Below are 17,047 nucleotides of genomic sequence, written 5' to 3' on the forward strand. Positions count from 1 at the left end.
ATGACTAAAACTGCTCAATCGGTATGGGAAAACTGTTTGTCCTTTATAAAGGATAATATTCAAGACCAAGCATATAAAACTTGGTTCGAACCAATCAAATCAGTTGAGCTAACCGACAACGCATTATATATTCAAGTTCCAAGTAAATTTTTCTACGAATGGCTCGAAGAGCATTACGTAAAATTATTGAAAGTTGCGCTTACCAAAGAACTGGGAAAAAACGCAAAGTTACTCTATAAAATTAAAATGGAGAACACTTATGGAAATAAACAGCCGTTTACCGAGCAGCTGCCAAGTTCCAACAGAGTTCCAATGAAACCACAAGAGGTTGACGCTCCATTTAAAAATTTAAATCCTGAATTAAAAAATCCGTTTGTAATTCCTGGAATCAGAAATTTAAAAATTGAGTCTCAGTTAAATCCGAACTACAGTTTTGATAATTTCTTAGAAGGAGATTCAAACCGTTTGGCTCGTTCTGCAGGTATGGCTGTTGCCAATAAACCTGGAGGAACTTCATTTAATCCGTTATTGATTTTTGGAGGAGTTGGTTTAGGAAAAACGCACTTAGCGCATGCTATAGGCGTAGAAGTAAAAGATAAATACCCTGAAAAAACGGTTTTATACATTTCTGCTGAGATTTTCACACAACAATATATTGATTCGGTAAAAAAGAATAATCGTAATGATTTCATTCACTTTTACCAATTAATTGACGTTTTAATTATTGACGACGTTCAGTTCTTATCAGGTAAATCAGGAACTCAGGATGTATTCTTCCATATTTTCAACTATTTACATCAAAACGGAAAACAAGTAATCTTAACTTCAGACAAAGCTCCTGTTGACATGCAGGATATCGAACAAAGATTATTGTCCCGTTTTAAATGGGGATTATCTGCAGAATTACATCAGCCAGATTACGAAACGCGTATTTCGATCTTAAAAAACATCTTATATCGTGATGGTGTAGAAATGCCGGAAGATATTTTAGAATATGTTGCTCGTAACATTAAAAGTAACGTTAGAGAGCTTGAAGGAGCTATTATTTCGTTAATTGCTCAATCTTCTTTCAACAAAAAAGAAGTTACGATTGAATTAGCAAAAAGTGTTGTCGAGAAATTTGTTAAAAATGTAAAAAGAGAAATCTCTATCGATTATATCCAAAAAATCGTTTCAGATTATTTCCAATTAGATATCGAGACACTTCAATCTAAAACCCGAAAGAGGCACGTGGTACAAGCAAGACAATTAGCGATGTTTTTTGCTAAAAAATTCACTAAGGCTTCTTTAGCTAATATTGGTTCACAAATTGGAGACCGTGATCACGCCACTGTTCTTCATGCTTGTAAAACAGTCGATAACTTAGTTTCTACAGACAAACAATTTAAAAAGTTTGTGGAAGACATTAATAAAAAACTAACGCTTTAAGACGCATCATGCCTGTAAAAATCTTAATGGTTTGTTTAGGGAATATCTGTAGATCTCCTTTAGCAGAAGGAATTTTAGCTTCTAAATTACCTAAAGATAAATTCTTTGTCGATTCGGCAGGAACAGGTTCCTGGCATGTTGGACATTGTCCAGACAAACGCTCTATTGAAGTTGCAAAAAAATACGGCATCAATATCAGCGAACAAAAAGGAAGACAAATCAAAACCAGTGATTTTGATGAGTTTGATTACATCTATGTAATGGACAATTCCAATTTTAATGATGTAACTCACCTTGCCAAAAGACCTGAACACAAAAATAAAATTCATTTAATTCTTAATGAATTATTTCCAGACGAAAATGTAGATGTTCCAGATCCTTATTTTGGTGCTACAAACGGATTTGAAAATGTTTATCAAATGCTTGACGAAGTAACCGATATCATCGCGGATAAACTAATCAAAAAACACGCTTAACTTCAATTCAATTGTTTCTAAAACAGAAATGATTGAATTTTTTAATTTTAATCCAATACACATGAAACTTCTAGGAAAACTATATTTAATTCCAACTACAATGGGCGAAAGCGATCCAATGGACGTTTTACCACAAACTGTAAGAAGAACTATAGAAGTTATTGACCATTATATTGTTGAAAATGATAAAACTGCCAGAAAATCAATCAAAGCGGTTTATCCTGAAAAAAAACAATCTGAATTGGTGCTTTTTACCCTTAATAAACGTACCGAAACCAGCGAACATTTAGAATTCATAAAACCTTTATTAGAAGGAAAAAATATGGGTTTAATGAGTGAAGCTGGCTGTCCGGGCGTTGCAGATCCTGGTGCTGTCATTGTAAAACTGGCGCATGAAAAAGGAATTCAGGTTGTACCGTTGGTTGGGCCTTCTTCTATCCTATTGGCTATGATGGCTTCCGGAATGAACGGGCAAAGTTTTACTTTTAATGGTTATTTACCAATTGATAAAGACGAAAAGAAATCAGCAATTCGTCATTTTGAGAAATTATCTTATGACAAAAATCAATCGCAACTATTCATTGAAACTCCATACAGAAATAATAAACTGATTGAAGATCTTTTGCAGATTTTAAATCCATCAACACATTTGTGCATTGCTGCTGATATTACTTTACCAACAGAATTTATCAAAACAATGAAAATTTCGGATTGGAAGAAGTTAAAAATTGATATTGATAAACGTCCTGCGATTTTTATTATTCATAAAATGTAGACTAAACTTAAAACCACCTTATGAAAAAGCTTTTAATTTTAGTTTTGATTAGTTTTACACAAAGTGTATTTTCTCAAAGAGAAATCAGAAGAGCTCCCGAACCTCAGAAAGATCTAAATGGAAATATTATTCCTCCTAACGAAATCGACATTTATAATCCTGTCGGGATTGACGTAAAGCCTGAATTCCCTGGAGGGACACAAAAATTTCATCAATTTATAGATGAAAACTATAAAAAACCAAACAAGAAACCAACTCCTCAAGGAAAAGTATTTGCCACTTTTATTATTGAAATAAATGGTTCATTAAGTGATATAAAAATCCTCCGAGATATTGGATATGGCACTGGGGAGGAATTAGTTAGAGTTCTAAAATTATCTCCTAAATGGAAACCTGGAAAACTAAACCATAAAGAAGTCAGAACTTTGTATTCATTAGTATTTCCTGTGCAACAATAAGATTACAATTTAGCTTCCTCACTTATCCAATAACTATGAGTAAACTCCCTAACGTAACCACAAGCATTTTCACGGTAATGTCAAAAATGGCAGCCGAATACAATGCCATAAATCTTTCGCAGGGATTTCCAAACTTTCCTGTAGACGAGAGATTAACCGATATTGTAGCGAGATTAGCAAAAGAAAACGTTCACCAATATACACCAATGGCAGGTTATCCTCCATTGATGAACAAAATTGCAAAACTAACTCAGGAATCTTATAACAAAATCATCAATCCTGACTTAGAACTTTTGATAACAGCGGGTGCGACACAGGGAATTTTCACTACGATTCTGGCTTTAGTAAAAGAAAATGATGAAGTAATTATTCTAGATCCAAGTTATGATTCTTACGAATCTCCTGTTTTATTATGCAAAGCAAAACCTGTTCGGGTTGCCCTAAACGATGATTATACGCCAAATTGGGAAAGAATTGAAAAAGCTTGTTCTGAAAAGAGTAAGATGATCATCATCAATAATCCGCATAATCCGACGGGAAAAATTTTAACGGAAGCCGATTTTCTCGAATTAGAAAAAATCCTTTCCAAATATCCAGAAATCATTATTTTATCTGATGAAGTATATGAATACATCACTTTTGAAGAAAAACACATTTCTGCACACACCAAAAGTTTTCTTTTAGACCGCTGTGTAACGGTTTCCTCTTTTGGAAAATCATTTCATATCACAGGCTGGAAAATTGGTTACACGATTGCACCTGAATATTTAATGAAAGAAATCAAAAAAGTACATCAATTTTTAGTTTTCAGCGTCAATAGCATTTCGCAGTTTGCTATCAACGAATATTTAGATGTTGTTGACGTAAATTTGTTAGGGAAATTCTATCAGGAAAAAAGAGATTATTTCCAGAAACTGCTTCAAAACAGCCGATTCGAATTAAAACCCTGCGAAGGAACTTATTTTCAAGTCGCTTCTTATGCTGCCATTTCTGAGCAAGATGATGTTACTTTCTGCAAAAATTTAATAATTAATCATGGCGTTGCAGCAATCCCTATTTCAACTTTCTATTCGGATCATAAAGACCAAAAATTAATACGTTTTTGTTTTGCTAAAGATGACTTCACATTAGAGTCCGCAGCAAAAAAAATATGTGATATATAAAATTTATTGAAATTTTATAACATTATTATGCGTGCATCCTATTTTATTTAATTAATATTGCAAAAAAAGAAAAAGTATGAGCTATACAGATAAAATGTTGCGTGATGATGCTTTAAAAGGCAAAGTCATTGTCGTTACAGGCGGCGGAAGCGGTTTAGGCAAAGCTATGACCAAATATTTTCTCGAATTAGGAGCTCAAGTAGCGATAACTTCTAGAGATTTAGAGAAGTTAAAAACTACAGCTGCCGAACTGGAAAGCCAGACTGGAGGTAAATGTTTGCCTCTGCAATGTGATGTTCGTCATTACGAAGAAGTAGAAAACATGCTTCAGGAAACTTTAAAAGTTTTCGGTAAAGTTGATGTTCTTTTAAATAATGCGGCAGGAAATTTTATTTCCCCAACAGAAAGATTATCTGCAAATGCATTTGATACTGTGATAGATATCGTACTAAAAGGTTCTAAAAACTGTACACTAGCTTTTGGAAAACATTGGATCGACACCAAACAAACTTCGGCAACGATTTTAAATATTGTAACCACTTACGCTTGGACAGGATCTGCTTACGTAGTTCCTAGTGCCACTGCCAAAGCAGGAGTTTTAGCCATGACAAGAAGTCTTGCTGTAGAATGGGCAAAATACGGAATTCGTTCCAATGCCATTGCCCCTGGCCCATTCCCTACAAAAGGAGCTTGGGACAGATTATTGCCAGGAGATCTTGCTGAAAAATTTGATATGGCTAAAAAAGTACCATTAAAAAGAGTTGGAGATCATCAGGAATTAGCCAATTTGGCCGCTTACCTGGTTTCAGATTTTTCGTCTTACATCAACGGAGACGTAATTACAATTGATGGAGGAGAATGGCTGAAAGGCGCAGGACAATTCAATTTATTAGAAGCAATTCCAGAAGAACTTTGGGATCAGCTGGAAATGATGATAAAAGCAAAAAAGAATAAATAATTACAAGTGCTTACTAAATTCAGAATATTTTTTTAAAACTATACTGATTGCACGAAATCCCGAAGGTTTACTTTCGGGATTTTTTTATGCTTTTTAACCATATAAGTGATATAAGTTCAATGAAGTAAAAAAATGTTTAAAAATCTGATTGCTTAAATTTACTTCCATTACTTATATGGTTTAAAACAAACAATATGTTTAGCAATTCAGTTAAATTATTATTTTTGCGTAACAAATAATCAAACAAATATTTTATGCTCATTATTGGAATTGCAGGAGGAACTGGAAGTGGAAAAACGACAGTAGTACACCAAATCATGAATGAATTACCACATACAGAAGTTGGCGTAATTTCTCAAGATTCTTACTATAAAGAAACAACTAACTTGTCTTTTGACGAAAGAGCATTAATTAATTTTGACCATCCACGTGCGATCGATTTTGATTTGTTGGTAAATCATCTTAAAGCTTTAAAGGCAGGAGAAACAATTGACCAACCTGTTTATTCTTTTGTACAACATAACAGAACAGATGATACGGTTTCAACTCATCCAAGAAAAGTAATGATTGTCGAAGGAATTTTAATTCTAACGAATCCAGAATTACGCGATATGTTCGATATTAAAATTTTCGTTCACGCCGATTCTGACGAAAGATTAATTCGTCGTTTAAAAAGAGATATTTCAGAACGCGGAAGAGATATCGATGAAGTTTTAAACCGTTACCAAACTACCTTAAAACCTATGCACGAGCAATTTATTGAACCATCTAAGGCTTTTGCAGACATCATTATCCCGAATGACAAATACAATACAGTAGCAATTGATGTAGTTCGCGCTGTAATTAATCAGCGAATTTCATAATTTTTATCGTAAATTTAAACCATAATAATTAGGAGCTGTTTCCCGCTATTCGTTTCAATCTTTTGTGTCTCGTTAAAGAAACGAGACACAAAAGGATTTTCACTACTATCGGGGCTAGAAAAGACCAATCATATTCAAAAGAAATATTCGTTTAAAGATGAAATTTAAAAATCCATACAAAGACAAAAAATGGTTCAAATACCTAGGCAACAAATACGTTTGGGTTTTGCTCTTTTTTGTCGTTTGGATGTTATTTTTAGACAATTACTCCTATTTTGATCATCGTTTCTTAGATGAACAAATACATGAACTTGAGGATAATAAAAAATATTATCAAGAAGAAATCAAAAAAGATCAGGAACAGATCAAACAATTAAAAAATCCTGAACAAATTGAGAAATACGCCCGTGAAAAGTATTTCATGAAAAAAGACAGCGAAGATATTTATATCATTCAATTTGAAGGAGACACAATTCAAGAAAAAGAATAATCAAAAAAACTACAATGGCCACTAACCTATTCGACGATTTTAATCCGATTTCATCCAAACAATGGAAACAAAAAATTCAGTTTGAATTAGATGGAGCCGATTACAACCAAACTGTTATTTGGAATTCTCCAGAAGACATTCAGGTAAAACCATTTTATCACAGCGACGAATTTTCGAAGGTTGCCACTGTCAACACAAAAGCTTCTGATTTTAAAATCTGCCAGAATATCTTTGTTTTTGATGTTGACAAATCTATAGAAAGAGCTTTAAACACTTTAGAAAGAGGCGCAGAAAGTATTCGTTTTACCATTCAAAATGATAAAATTGATGTGCAAAAACTATTGGAAAATCTTCCTTTGGAAGATAAAACTGTTTACTTTCATTTAAGCTTTATTTCAATCGATTTCGTAAAATTATTAGATACCATTTCGATTCAGAAAAAGGCTGTTTTTTACTGCAATTTTGATCCAATCGGACAATTGGCTCGTGAAGGAAATTGGTTTATAACTTCGGAAAAAAATAATTTTGAAACTTTAGATTTACTTTTTAAAAATACAACTAACTTAAATCTCTTAAGTGTTGATTTAGGTTTATGTCAAAATTCTGGTGCCAATATTACGCAACAAATAGCTTACAGTCTAGCGCATGCTAACGAATATTTAAATCGTTATTCAGATTTTACAAAACCAATTGTTTTTCAGATTTCAGTTGGAACGAATTATTTCTTTGAAATTGCTAAACTTCGTGCGCTTAGAATGCTTTTTGATTTAATTGCCGGAGAATACAATTCTAAAATAAAATGTCATTTTTTGGTTACGCCAACAAAACGCAATAAAACAATTTACGATTACAATGTGAATATGCTTCGTACTACAACCGAATGTATGTCGGCAATTTTAGGAGGTGCTGATGCTATTGCTAATTTACCTTACGATGCTTTATATCATAAAGACAACGAATTTGGAGATCGAATTGCTAGAAATCAGCTTTTGATTTTAAAACATGAAAGTTATTTTGACAAAGTAAATAATCCAGCTGATGGAAGTTATTATATCGAAAGTTTAACAATGCAGCTGGCTGAAAAAAGCTTGAGTTTATTTAAGGAAATTGAATCCAATGGAGGTTTCTTAAAACTTTTAAACGACGGCACAATCAAAAAGAAAATTCAAGAAAGCGCCAATAAAGAGCAGGAACTATTCGATTCTAAAAAGGAAATTCTTTTGGGCACAAATAAATATCCAAACAAAGAAGACCGAATGAAACATGATTTGGAATTGTTTCCTTTTGTAAAAATAAAACCGAGAAAAACATTAATTACACCAATTATTGAGAAAAGATTGGCAGAGAAAATGGAGCAGGAAAGATTAGAATTCGAATAGAATCAAAATCAAGTCATTGAATATAAATTTAGCGCATTATGAAAAGACTTAAAAAAATCATATCAGTTGAAAACGATTCAATAACTAAAACTGAATACAAAATTCCTAAATGGCAAATTGCTGAAGTTAGGAAACGAACAGAAGATTATTTAAAAAACCCAAATAATGTCTCTAGCATCGATGAATTTTTAGAAGAAATCGAAAGAGATTTAAACGTATTTAAATAACAATATTTACAATTGAGAAAAGACCTTAAACATATAAAGTTAGAAGTGAAAAGTGAAAAGTTAGATGAACTGACGAATAACTCAGTACTTATAACTCAAAACTTCATCACTGCCGAAGGAATCGAAATCAAAAAAGACTATTCTGAAAAAGATATAGAAGAATTAGAATTTCTTGATTTCGGAGCTGGTTTTGCACCGAATTTACGCGGGCCTTATGCTACAATGTACGTAAGACGGCCGTGGACTATTCGTCAATATGCAGGATTCTCTACAGCCGAAGAAAGCAATGCTTTTTACAGAAAGAATTTAGCAGCAGGCCAAAAAGGACTTTCCATCGCATTTGATTTACCAACACACCGCGGTTACGATTCCGATCACGAAAGAGTTGTTGGCGATGTTGGAAAAGCAGGAGTAGCCATTGATTCTGTTGAAGATATGAAAATACTTTTCGATCAGATTCCGCTTGATGAAATGTCGGTATCGATGACTATGAATGGAGCCGTTTTACCTATTATGGCTTTCTATATTGTTGCTGCGGAAGAACAAGGTGTAAGTCCAGAAAAACTAGCAGGAACAATCCAAAACGATATTTTAAAGGAGTTTATGGTTAGAAATACATATATCTATCCGCCAACTCCTTCCATGAAAATAATTGCTGATATTTTTGAATTTAGCAGCAAAAAAATGCCAAAATTTAATTCTATTTCCATCTCGGGTTATCACATGCAGGAAGCTGGAGCAACTGCTGATATTGAATTAGCTTATACTTTAGCCGATGGTCTAGAATATATTAGAACCGGATTATCGACAGGAATGACTATTGATGAATTTGCTCCGAGATTATCTTTCTTTTGGGCAATTGGCATGAATCATTTTATGGAAATTGCTAAAATGAGAGCCGGCAGAATGATTTGGGCGAAACTATTACAACAGTTCAATCCTAAAAGTGATAAATCGCTGGCTTTAAGAACGCACTGTCAAACCAGCGGCTGGAGTTTAACCGAACAAGATCCTTTTAACAATGTAGCCAGAACTTGCATTGAAGCCACTGCAGCTGTTTTTGGAGGAACACAATCTTTACATACAAACGCTTTAGATGAAGCCATTGCACTTCCAACCGATTTCTCGGCAAGAATTGCCCGTAATACTCAAATTTTTCTTCAGGAAGAAACTAAAATTACCAAAACAGTAGATCCTTGGGCAGGAAGTTATTATGTAGAAAACTTAACCAATGAAATCGTTGAAAAGACTTGGAAATTAATTGAAGAAGTAGAAGAATTAGGCGGAATGACCAAAGCTATTGAAGCTGGAATTCCAAAACTTCGAATCGAAGAAGCTGCAGCAAGAAAACAAGCTCGTATTGACAGCGGACAAGACATTATTGTTGGCGTAAATAAATATCGTTTAGAAAAAGAAGACCCGTTAGATATTCTGGATGTAGATAATCAGTCCGTTCGAAGACAGCAGATAGAACGACTGGAAGAAATAAAACGAACACGAGATACTGAAAAAGTAAATAATTCACTGGAAAAATTAATCCTTTGTGCGCAAACGGGAGAAGGCAATTTATTAGAAAATGCCATTGAAGCGGCCAGAAACAGAGCAACATTAGGCGAAATCAGTAATGCATTAGAAACTGTTTTTGGTCGTTTCAAAGCGCAAATTAAATCTTTTAGCGGTGTGTATAGTGCAGCAATAAAAAATGACGAGAATTTTGAAAAAGCAAAACAACTAGCTGATGTTTTTGCTAAACAAGAAGGAAGACGTCCTAGAATTATGATTGCAAAAATGGGACAAGATGGTCACGATCGTGGTGCAAAAGTAGTCGCTACAGGTTATGCCGATGTAGGTTTTGATGTGGACATTGGGCCGTTGTTTCAAACTCCTGCTGAAGCTGCAAAACAAGCTGTCGAAAATGATGTTCATATTTTAGGTGTTTCATCTTTAGCCGCTGGTCACAAAACATTAGTGCCACAAGTAATAGAAGAACTAAAAAAACATGGACGAGAAGATATAATGGTTATTGTCGGCGGTGTAATTCCGTCGAAGGACTATCAATTCTTATTTGATGCAGGCGCTTCGGCTGTTTTTGGCCCAGGAACTAAAATAAGTGAAGCAGCAATAAAGATTTTAGAAGCTTTAATAGATTAAAAAGAAAATCCCTTTTCAAGGGGATTTTCTTTTTTCATTTAGTCGTTAACTGTGGCATTATTATCTGCTTCTATAAAAGACAGATCATAACCCGCAAAATCTCTCATATAGCTTTTCAAAGAAGTTCCGAAAGCATCTCTAAAATGTCTGCCTCCGTTATTCTTGAAAAAATTCTTTACAGAACCCGCACCACCTAAATGCGCTGCAGCTAAAATTCCAGATTCGGTAATTTCAATACCATTAATAATTTTACCTTCATACTTTTTAATTTCGTAGCGCAAAATCCATTTGTTTTTAGCTAACAAAGTAAGAAAGGCTTTTTCTTGTAGAGCAGGATCTTTTAAAAAGGCTTTGTTATCATTAATTCCAATTGCTCTTAAAGCTTTAGAACCAAATTGATATTTACCCATATAACCAAGAGTGTTTACTAGTCTGTACTGCCCTTGTGATTCTTTAAAAGCAACTGCTTCTTTAAATCCTATAAGACGATTTCCTGTGAATGGGACATTGGTAATCTTTGGATAATCCTCTTTTTCTTTCGATGGAAAAATATATTCAGATCCATCTGTTTTTTCAATTAAAAACCAAGGTTTGGTTTCATGGTTTGAGGGAATAAATCCCAAACTTAAAAATGTAATAATAACGACTAAACTCGCATAAAAATACCATTTCTTTATCATAAATTGTTTTTCTTCAAAACGCTGTCACCCTCTTGAAATTTCTACGTTGCAAAGATAAGACATTTTCAAAATATGCTTAAAACCAGCATTTTAACATTTTTGACCAAAAATTGAGATTCGCTTTCATCCCAGTTATATTAATGGATTCCAAAAGATTTTGAGATAAGATTTTCTCCTCTAAAAATTGGAAATTAGGGACAAAAAAAATTGAATTTTATATTAATTTTAAGCAAAAAAGGCTAAAAAGAAAGAAATAGATTACAATATTTTAATCATTTTTTAATCAAATTTTGAAAGCCTCATTTTGAATTTTATAAAATTCATCATTAAAAAATGGTTATTTTTTCATTACGATAAACTAAAAAATAGTCAAAATACTAATTTGACAAAATTTAATACTTACCTCCTATATATTTAAAAAAAAGGAATAAAAAAACCGAAGTAAATTGTACTTCGGTTTTGATACTATTTTTGACGTAAAAATTATCTTGTCACTCCCTGACTAGCAATCCAGTCAGAATATTTTTTTGCATTTACATTATGCTCTGCCAAAGTTGCTGCAAATTCATGATATCCAAAACGATCAACGCTTGCGCAGAAATAGATATAATCATTCTTTTCTGGATTTAAAACCGCCTCTAATGCTGTAATATCTGGCATCGCAATTGGCCCAGGAGGAAGTCCTTTATTCATATAAGTATTATATGGAGATCTCATTACCAAATCATTATAAAAAACTCTTTTAATTACTTGATCAAAATTATTATCTCGAAGTTTCAAGGCATAAATAACAGTTGGATCTGCTTGCAAAGGCATTTCTAAACGTAAACGGTTTAGGTAAACACCTGCAATACGAGGTCTTTCGTCTTTTTTAACCGACTCTTTGTGCACAATTGAAGCTAAAATTGTAGCCTGAACTGGAGTTAATCCTTGCGCCTTAGCTTTAGCTATTCTTTCTTCTGTCCAGAAATTATGATATTCTTTAATCATTTTATCACGGAACTTTTCTGCAGAAGTATTCCAATAAATTTCATAAGTATTTGGAATAAACATAGCAAAAACGTTTTCTTCATTAAAGCCATTTGCTGCAAGGAAAGTAGAATCTTTAATGGCTTTCAATAAAGACAAACTGTCCGCTTCGATTTCTGAACCAATTCTTCCTGCAAAATTTTCTAAACGTTCCTGATTGTTAAATACTAATTTAACTGGAACATTCGAACGCATTGCTCTTACCAAATCAATATTGTTCATGTCTTTCTTTAAAAGAAAACGGCCCGATTTTACATTTTCCGGATAATCTCTCTTCTCTGCAACTAACTCAAAATTATCAAAGTTTTTTACATACGGAGCTAAGATCTTTTTTACATCTGCATAGTTAGCACCAGTTGGTACATGAACGTACAATTCTTTTTCCTCGAATTTAGTATTCGAACTAAAAATTTTACTGATTAAAATAAAACCATAAATCAATAAAACTGAAATTATGGCTACGGCACTTATTGTGATTATTTTCTTTAGACTCAAAGCTTAAAATTTAAATTTGTTTATTAATTAGTTGAAAAACGGCTTCATCTTGATATTTATTATGAAGCAAAATCCAATCTTTCTTTATTCCGATTTTTTCAAAACCAAATTTAGTAAAAAGTGCGATACTAGCTGCATTTTCAACTCCTATATTTGCATACAGCTGATGAAGGTTTAAATTATAAAAAGCGTATTTAATTAAAAGCTCTAAAGCCTCAGAACCAATATTTTGCCCTTTATTTTCTTCTTTCTGAATTACAATCCCAATACCTGCCCTGTTATTTCTCGGATCAAAATCGAATAAATCTATCAATCCAAGCGCAGGAAAATCTTCATCTTGACAGATTGCCAAACGAAGTTGTTTTGCCTCATAAATATCCTGATGCGCATTTTCTAAATACTGTTTAATTAAAAAACGACTATATGGGGTTTGTGTATTGCTCACTTCCCAAATGTTCTGATCATTTTCAATGGTATAAATAAACTCTAAATCTTCTGGTTCTAGAGCCCGCAAATAAATCGTTTCTCCTTTTAATGTTATCATCTATAATATTTCTTTTTTTTACTGAAAAAGACAAATTTTTAATCAATTTGCCAATTTGTTTCCTTTGAAGATATAATCAATAAATACATAATTGTATCAAAATAAAAACAGCAATACTCTTAAATTATTACAAATGCAATTATTAATTATAAAACTACAGCTACATTCCGCTCATTTTAAAAGACAAAAATACGAACTAATAATTAAGGAAATGTTAATCATTGTTAAAGAGCGTTAAACCGTTTTTACAAATAATTTTTTGAAGTAATTTTACGTTAAATAAAACAGGAACATAAATTCTAATAACTTAATTACATATTTTAATATGAAAAGATTTTCAGCCTTATTTTTAGTGTCATTATTGAGTGGTGCTATTACTCTTGGTGCTTACAAGTTATTATTTGAAAGCAACAATTCTTTTTTTGGAAAAGGAAATTCTGTTGTAACTCTTGCCCCAAACTCTTGTGGAAAAAATGTTGGTTTAGGAGCTGAAACAGTCGATTTTACCGAAGCCGCCGACAAAACAATCCACACTGTTGTTCACGTTAAAAACGTTTCGCGAAGAACTGTTAGTAACCCAATGCTTGAATTTTTCTATGGTTATGGCGGACAGCAACAGCAAGAACAGGTAGGAACTGGTTCTGGCGTCATTATCTCTGAAGACGGATACATTGTTACGAACAATCACGTAATTAAAGATGCTACAGAAATTGAGATTACTTTAAACAACAAAAAATCATACAAGGCAAAACTAATTGGAACTGACTCTAAAATGGATATTGCTTTGTTGAAAATCAATGCTGACGAAAAACTTCCTTACACTGCGTTTGCAAATTCTGATAGTGTAAAAGTAGGAGAATGGGTATTAGCAGTTGGAAATCCGTACAATTTAACTTCAACGGTAACTGCCGGAATTGTTTCGGCGAAAGCCAGAAATTTAGACCAAAGTGGTATTCAGTCATTTATTCAAACTGATGCTGCTGTAAACCCAGGTAATAGCGGTGGAGCGTTAGTAAATGCCAGAGGAGAATTAATCGGAATTAATACAATGATTTCTTCTATGACGGGTTCATACGTTGGATATTCTTTTGCAGTCCCTTCTAATATTGCTCGAAAAATTATCGAAGATATTATGGAGTACGGAAATGTTCAAAGAGGGATTTTAGGTGTTGAAGGTGGCGAATTGAATGCAACGGCTTCTAAAGAATTAGGCGTAACTGAAACTCAAGGTTTCTATATCAATAGAGTTTCTAAAAATTCTGGTGCAGAAAAAGCTGGTTTAGGTAAAGGCGATATTATTGTAAAACTAGATGATCAAAATATCTCTACTTACGCAGATTTATCAGGATATATTAATACTAAACGTCCAAATGATGTGGTAAAAGTAACTTATATCAAAGACGGAAAAACAAAAACAGTTCCTGTAACTTTAAGTAAAAATGAATTTTACAGTGCCGAATTTAAAGGAATTGAATTAGAAAACATTGATGCTGCTGATAAGAAAAAATTCAGAATTGATTATGGTGTAAAAATCAAAAACATTACGAATGAAAACTTGATGCAATATCAAAATGAATTGCAAGGAAATATCATTCTTAGCATCGACAATGTAAAAGCTACGAATGTTGAAACTGTTTCTAAATTATTGAGTAAAAAAGACGAAGGCCAAAGTGTTCGAATCGAAATGATCAATAGAAACGGAGAGATTTTTAGAATTATTATTTAATTCACATTATTTAGTCGCAGTTACAGTTTACAGTCTGAATGTAAACTGTAACTGCGACTGAAAACTTAAAAAAAAAAGCCATCTTAAGAAATTAAGGTGGCTTTTTCATTTTCAAAAATAAATGCTAAAATAGTTTACGAAATCGATTGAAATAGATACTTTTGCGCCAAATTATAAAATAAGTGAGCGTTTTATTATTTCAATTTAACAATTATGAACAACAAATCTTTGTACCAAAAAGAGGTATCCTTACAAGTCGACCGAAGAAGAGCTGGTGTCGAATTAATCAAAATCATAAGCGATTTATGGTATGACAAATCAATAGAAATGGTTTTATTTAAAAATCAGCTCTTAGATAAAAATGTCAGCGATATTATCAATCTTCATCAATATGCTGGCGAATTTGTCGGTAAACCAATTACCATTTTCGACTCTGTTGAAATTGCGAAGGTTGTTTTATCTTTAGATCTTCCACCTGCGAAAATTGATCTCGGCAAATTAACTTACGAATATGGTTTAGAAGATGAAAAATATCCTGACGCAAGATATTTTGTTATTGATAAATTGAAAAAAGCAAAAACATCAAAAGAAATCCATCCGAAAGATGTGATTCTTTATGGTTTTGGAAGAATTGGACGTTTATTAGCAAGAGAGCTAATGTCAAAAACAGGAAAAGGAAATCAATTGCGTTTGAGAGCTATTGTAACACGTGATAAAAATGATGCAACAAGTTTGGAGAAACGAGCTTCTCTTTTGCGTTATGATTCCATACACGGGGACTTTCATGGATCTGTAATTGCTGATCCTAAAAATAATGCTTTAATTATCAACGGAACAACGGTTCATATTATAACAGCAAATTCTCCGGAAGAAATAGATTATACTCAATACGAAATTAATGAAGCCTTATTGATTGATAATACGGGAGCCTATACAACTGAAGAAGCTTTAAGGAGACATTTAGAATCAAATGGTGTTGAAAAAGTGTTGCTGACCGCTCCGGGTAAAGGCGTACCGAATATTGTTTATGGTGTAAATCAAAACGATTATAATCCTGATGAAGTTGATATTTTTTCTGCTGCATCCTGTACTACAAATGCCATAACTCCTGTTTTAAAAGTAATCGAAGATACTTTAGGCGTTGCAAAAGGGCATTTAGAAACCATTCATTCTTATACAAATGATCAGAATTTGGTAGATAATATGCATAAAAAGTACCGTCGTGGAAGAGCTGCAGCTCTAAATATGGTGATTACGGAAACAGGCGCAGGAAGTGCTGTTGCAAAAGCATTGCCTTCATTGGAAGGGAAATTGACTTCAAATGCTATTCGTGTTCCTGTACCAAACGGATCATTGGTAGTTTTAAATCTAGAAGTAAAAAAAGCGACATCAATCGCCGGGATTAATAAAATTATGAAGAAATATGCTCTGGAAGGAGAATTGGTCGAGCAAATTAAATATTCATTGAACAATGAGCTGGTATCCTCTGACATTGTAGGAACTTCTGCTCCATCCATTTATGACAGTAATGCTACGATTGTTTCGAAAGACGGGAAAAATATTGTATTGTATATCTGGTATGACAACGAATTCGGTTATAGTCATCAGGTAATTCGTCTGGCAAAATATATTGCCAAAGTAAGACGTTATACTTATTATTAATTCAACTAAACTAACTCAATTGAAAACCATCAAGACTTCTTGGTGGTTTTTTTATTCATTTAAATGGGTAAAACGGTGGTACTTTTTACTTCAGAAATTACAAAGACAGTATTTATCAAAGAAACCTCAGGTAATACAGATAATTTTTTTTGATGAAAATGATGATAACTTTCCATATCAGGAATTATAATCTTAAGCATATAATCAAAATTTCCCGATACATAATTACATTCCACAACCTCTGGCAGATTTAAAATCGACTGATTAAATCCTTCTGAAGTATCGTAAGTCTGTTTTGTTAAGGTAACCTGACAATAAACCGTCAGATTATTTCCTAATTTTTTCTTATCTAAAAGAGTAACATATTTCTCTATAATTCCATCTTTTTCAAGACGTTTTACCCGATCATGAACAGGAGTCAAAGACAAGTTTATTTTGTTTGCGATATCTTTTAAAGTGTAGTGCGCATCTTCCTGTAAAAGACGTAGGATTTTTTTGTCAATTTCATCTAAAGCCATAACGAAAACGTTTTATTAAAAACAG

The 17,047-nt window shown here is 32.9% G+C and carries 17 protein-coding genes; 13 read left to right on the forward strand and 4 right to left on the reverse strand.

Annotation, left to right across the window (positions count from 1 at the left end; all coding sequences use genetic code 11):
- From dnaA to scpA, 11 genes are all read left to right on the forward strand, one after another.
- Positions 1–1,428, forward strand: a complete 1,428-nt coding sequence (gene dnaA / locus P2W65_RS00005) for a chromosomal replication initiator protein DnaA (protein WP_091492283.1) — start codon at positions 1–3, stop codon at positions 1,426–1,428.
- Between the two features lie 8 nt (positions 1,429–1,436).
- Entirely contained in the window at positions 1,437–1,904 is a 468-nt protein-coding gene (locus P2W65_RS00010; protein ID WP_289662590.1) for a low molecular weight protein-tyrosine-phosphatase, read from the forward strand.
- A gap of 61 nt (positions 1,905–1,965) precedes the next feature.
- Entirely contained in the window at positions 1,966–2,679 is a 714-nt protein-coding gene (locus P2W65_RS00015) for an SAM-dependent methyltransferase (RefSeq protein ID WP_289662591.1), read from the forward strand.
- Between the two features lie 20 nt (positions 2,680–2,699).
- Complete coding sequence (locus P2W65_RS00020; protein WP_289662592.1) at positions 2,700–3,137, forward strand: energy transducer TonB; 438 nt, start codon at positions 2,700–2,702, stop codon at positions 3,135–3,137.
- Positions 3,138–3,172: 35 nt separating this feature from the next.
- Positions 3,173–4,300, forward strand: coding sequence for a methionine aminotransferase (locus tag P2W65_RS00025; RefSeq protein WP_289662593.1), 1,128 nt, complete (start codon positions 3,173–3,175; stop codon positions 4,298–4,300).
- A 76-nt stretch (positions 4,301–4,376) separates the two neighbouring features.
- Positions 4,377–5,258, forward strand: a complete 882-nt coding sequence (locus P2W65_RS00030; protein ID WP_179002403.1) for an SDR family oxidoreductase — start codon at positions 4,377–4,379, stop codon at positions 5,256–5,258.
- A gap of 254 nt (positions 5,259–5,512) precedes the next feature.
- Positions 5,513–6,121: a uridine kinase gene (gene udk / locus P2W65_RS00035; protein WP_091492289.1), complete on the forward strand. Its 609-nt coding sequence runs from the start codon at positions 5,513–5,515 to the stop codon at positions 6,119–6,121.
- 157 nt (positions 6,122–6,278) lie between these two features.
- A complete protein-coding gene (locus tag P2W65_RS00040) occupies positions 6,279–6,611 on the forward strand; it encodes an FtsB family cell division protein (protein ID WP_091492291.1) in 333 nt (110 codons plus the stop codon).
- A gap of 14 nt (positions 6,612–6,625) precedes the next feature.
- The gene (locus tag P2W65_RS00045) at positions 6,626–7,990 is read left to right on the forward strand and encodes a methylmalonyl-CoA mutase subunit beta (RefSeq protein WP_289662595.1); all 1,365 of its coding nucleotides are present in this window, start codon (positions 6,626–6,628) and stop codon (positions 7,988–7,990) included.
- Between the two features lie 38 nt (positions 7,991–8,028).
- Positions 8,029–8,217 (forward strand): hypothetical protein, encoded by a 189-nt coding sequence (locus P2W65_RS00050; RefSeq protein ID WP_289662597.1) that lies wholly within the window; start codon positions 8,029–8,031, stop codon positions 8,215–8,217.
- A 12-nt stretch (positions 8,218–8,229) separates the two neighbouring features.
- Positions 8,230–10,368 (forward strand): methylmalonyl-CoA mutase, encoded by a 2,139-nt coding sequence (scpA, locus tag P2W65_RS00055; RefSeq protein WP_289662598.1) that lies wholly within the window; start codon positions 8,230–8,232, stop codon positions 10,366–10,368.
- Positions 10,369–10,406: 38 nt separating this feature from the next.
- Here scpA and P2W65_RS00060 read toward each other — a convergent pair whose 3' ends face one another.
- The 3 genes from P2W65_RS00060 to P2W65_RS00070 form a co-directional block, all read right to left on the reverse strand.
- Positions 10,407–11,048 carry a peptidoglycan-binding protein LysM gene (locus P2W65_RS00060; protein ID WP_179002407.1) on the reverse strand — a complete coding sequence of 214 codons (642 nt, stop codon included), beginning with the start codon at positions 11,046–11,048 and terminating at the stop codon, positions 10,407–10,409.
- Positions 11,049–11,531: 483 nt separating this feature from the next.
- Positions 11,532–12,572 carry an endolytic transglycosylase MltG gene (gene mltG / locus P2W65_RS00065; RefSeq protein ID WP_289662601.1) on the reverse strand — a complete coding sequence of 347 codons (1,041 nt, stop codon included), beginning with the start codon at positions 12,570–12,572 and terminating at the stop codon, positions 11,532–11,534.
- Positions 12,573–12,582: 10 nt separating this feature from the next.
- Positions 12,583–13,116, reverse strand: a complete 534-nt coding sequence (locus tag P2W65_RS00070) for a GNAT family N-acetyltransferase (protein WP_179002409.1) — start codon at positions 13,114–13,116, stop codon at positions 12,583–12,585.
- A 325-nt stretch (positions 13,117–13,441) separates the two neighbouring features.
- Between P2W65_RS00070 and P2W65_RS00075 the strand changes: the two genes are divergently transcribed.
- Together P2W65_RS00075 and P2W65_RS00080 are read left to right on the forward strand one after the other, a co-directional pair.
- Positions 13,442–14,842, forward strand: a complete 1,401-nt coding sequence (locus P2W65_RS00075) for a trypsin-like peptidase domain-containing protein (RefSeq protein WP_289662602.1) — start codon at positions 13,442–13,444, stop codon at positions 14,840–14,842.
- Positions 14,843–15,055: 213 nt separating this feature from the next.
- Entirely contained in the window at positions 15,056–16,504 is a 1,449-nt protein-coding gene (locus P2W65_RS00080) for a glyceraldehyde-3-phosphate dehydrogenase (protein WP_289662603.1), read from the forward strand.
- A 59-nt stretch (positions 16,505–16,563) separates the two neighbouring features.
- Here the strand turns inward: P2W65_RS00080 and P2W65_RS00085 are convergent, their stop codons facing one another.
- Positions 16,564–17,022, reverse strand: coding sequence for an Lrp/AsnC family transcriptional regulator (locus P2W65_RS00085; RefSeq protein ID WP_008467950.1), 459 nt, complete (start codon positions 17,020–17,022; stop codon positions 16,564–16,566).
- Between the last annotated feature and the right edge of the window lie 25 nt (positions 17,023–17,047).

The organism is Flavobacterium panacagri (assembly GCF_030378165.1).
GTDB lineage: Bacteria > Bacteroidota > Bacteroidia > Flavobacteriales > Flavobacteriaceae > Flavobacterium > Flavobacterium panacagri.

Bases quoted from the DNA above. Each gene is read 5' to 3' on its own strand.
- udk (WP_091492289.1), top strand. From the start codon at position 5,513: ATGCTCATTATTGGAATTGCAGGAGGAACTGGAAGTGGAAAAACGACA.
- P2W65_RS00015 (WP_289662591.1), top strand. From the start codon at position 1,966: ATGAAACTTCTAGGAAAACTATATTTAATTCCAACTACAATGGGCGAA.
- P2W65_RS00060 (WP_179002407.1), bottom strand. From the start codon at position 11,048: ATGATAAAGAAATGGTATTTTTATGCGAGTTTAGTCGTTATTATTACA.
- P2W65_RS00045 (WP_289662595.1), top strand. From the start codon at position 6,626: ATGGCCACTAACCTATTCGACGATTTTAATCCGATTTCATCCAAACAA.
- P2W65_RS00075 (WP_289662602.1), top strand. From the start codon at position 13,442: ATGAAAAGATTTTCAGCCTTATTTTTAGTGTCATTATTGAGTGGTGCT.
- P2W65_RS00085 (WP_008467950.1), bottom strand. From the start codon at position 17,022: ATGGCTTTAGATGAAATTGACAAAAAAATCCTACGTCTTTTACAGGAA.
- P2W65_RS00030 (WP_179002403.1), top strand. From the start codon at position 4,377: ATGAGCTATACAGATAAAATGTTGCGTGATGATGCTTTAAAAGGCAAA.
- P2W65_RS00080 (WP_289662603.1), top strand. From the start codon at position 15,056: ATGAACAACAAATCTTTGTACCAAAAAGAGGTATCCTTACAAGTCGAC.
- P2W65_RS00025 (WP_289662593.1), top strand. From the start codon at position 3,173: ATGAGTAAACTCCCTAACGTAACCACAAGCATTTTCACGGTAATGTCA.
- P2W65_RS00010 (WP_289662590.1), top strand. From the start codon at position 1,437: ATGCCTGTAAAAATCTTAATGGTTTGTTTAGGGAATATCTGTAGATCT.
- P2W65_RS00020 (WP_289662592.1), top strand. From the start codon at position 2,700: ATGAAAAAGCTTTTAATTTTAGTTTTGATTAGTTTTACACAAAGTGTA.
- P2W65_RS00070 (WP_179002409.1), bottom strand. From the start codon at position 13,116: ATGATAACATTAAAAGGAGAAACGATTTATTTGCGGGCTCTAGAACCA.
- P2W65_RS00040 (WP_091492291.1), top strand. From the start codon at position 6,279: ATGAAATTTAAAAATCCATACAAAGACAAAAAATGGTTCAAATACCTA.
- P2W65_RS00050 (WP_289662597.1), top strand. From the start codon at position 8,029: ATGAAAAGACTTAAAAAAATCATATCAGTTGAAAACGATTCAATAACT.
- dnaA (WP_091492283.1), top strand. From the start codon at position 1: ATGACTAAAACTGCTCAATCGGTATGGGAAAACTGTTTGTCCTTTATA.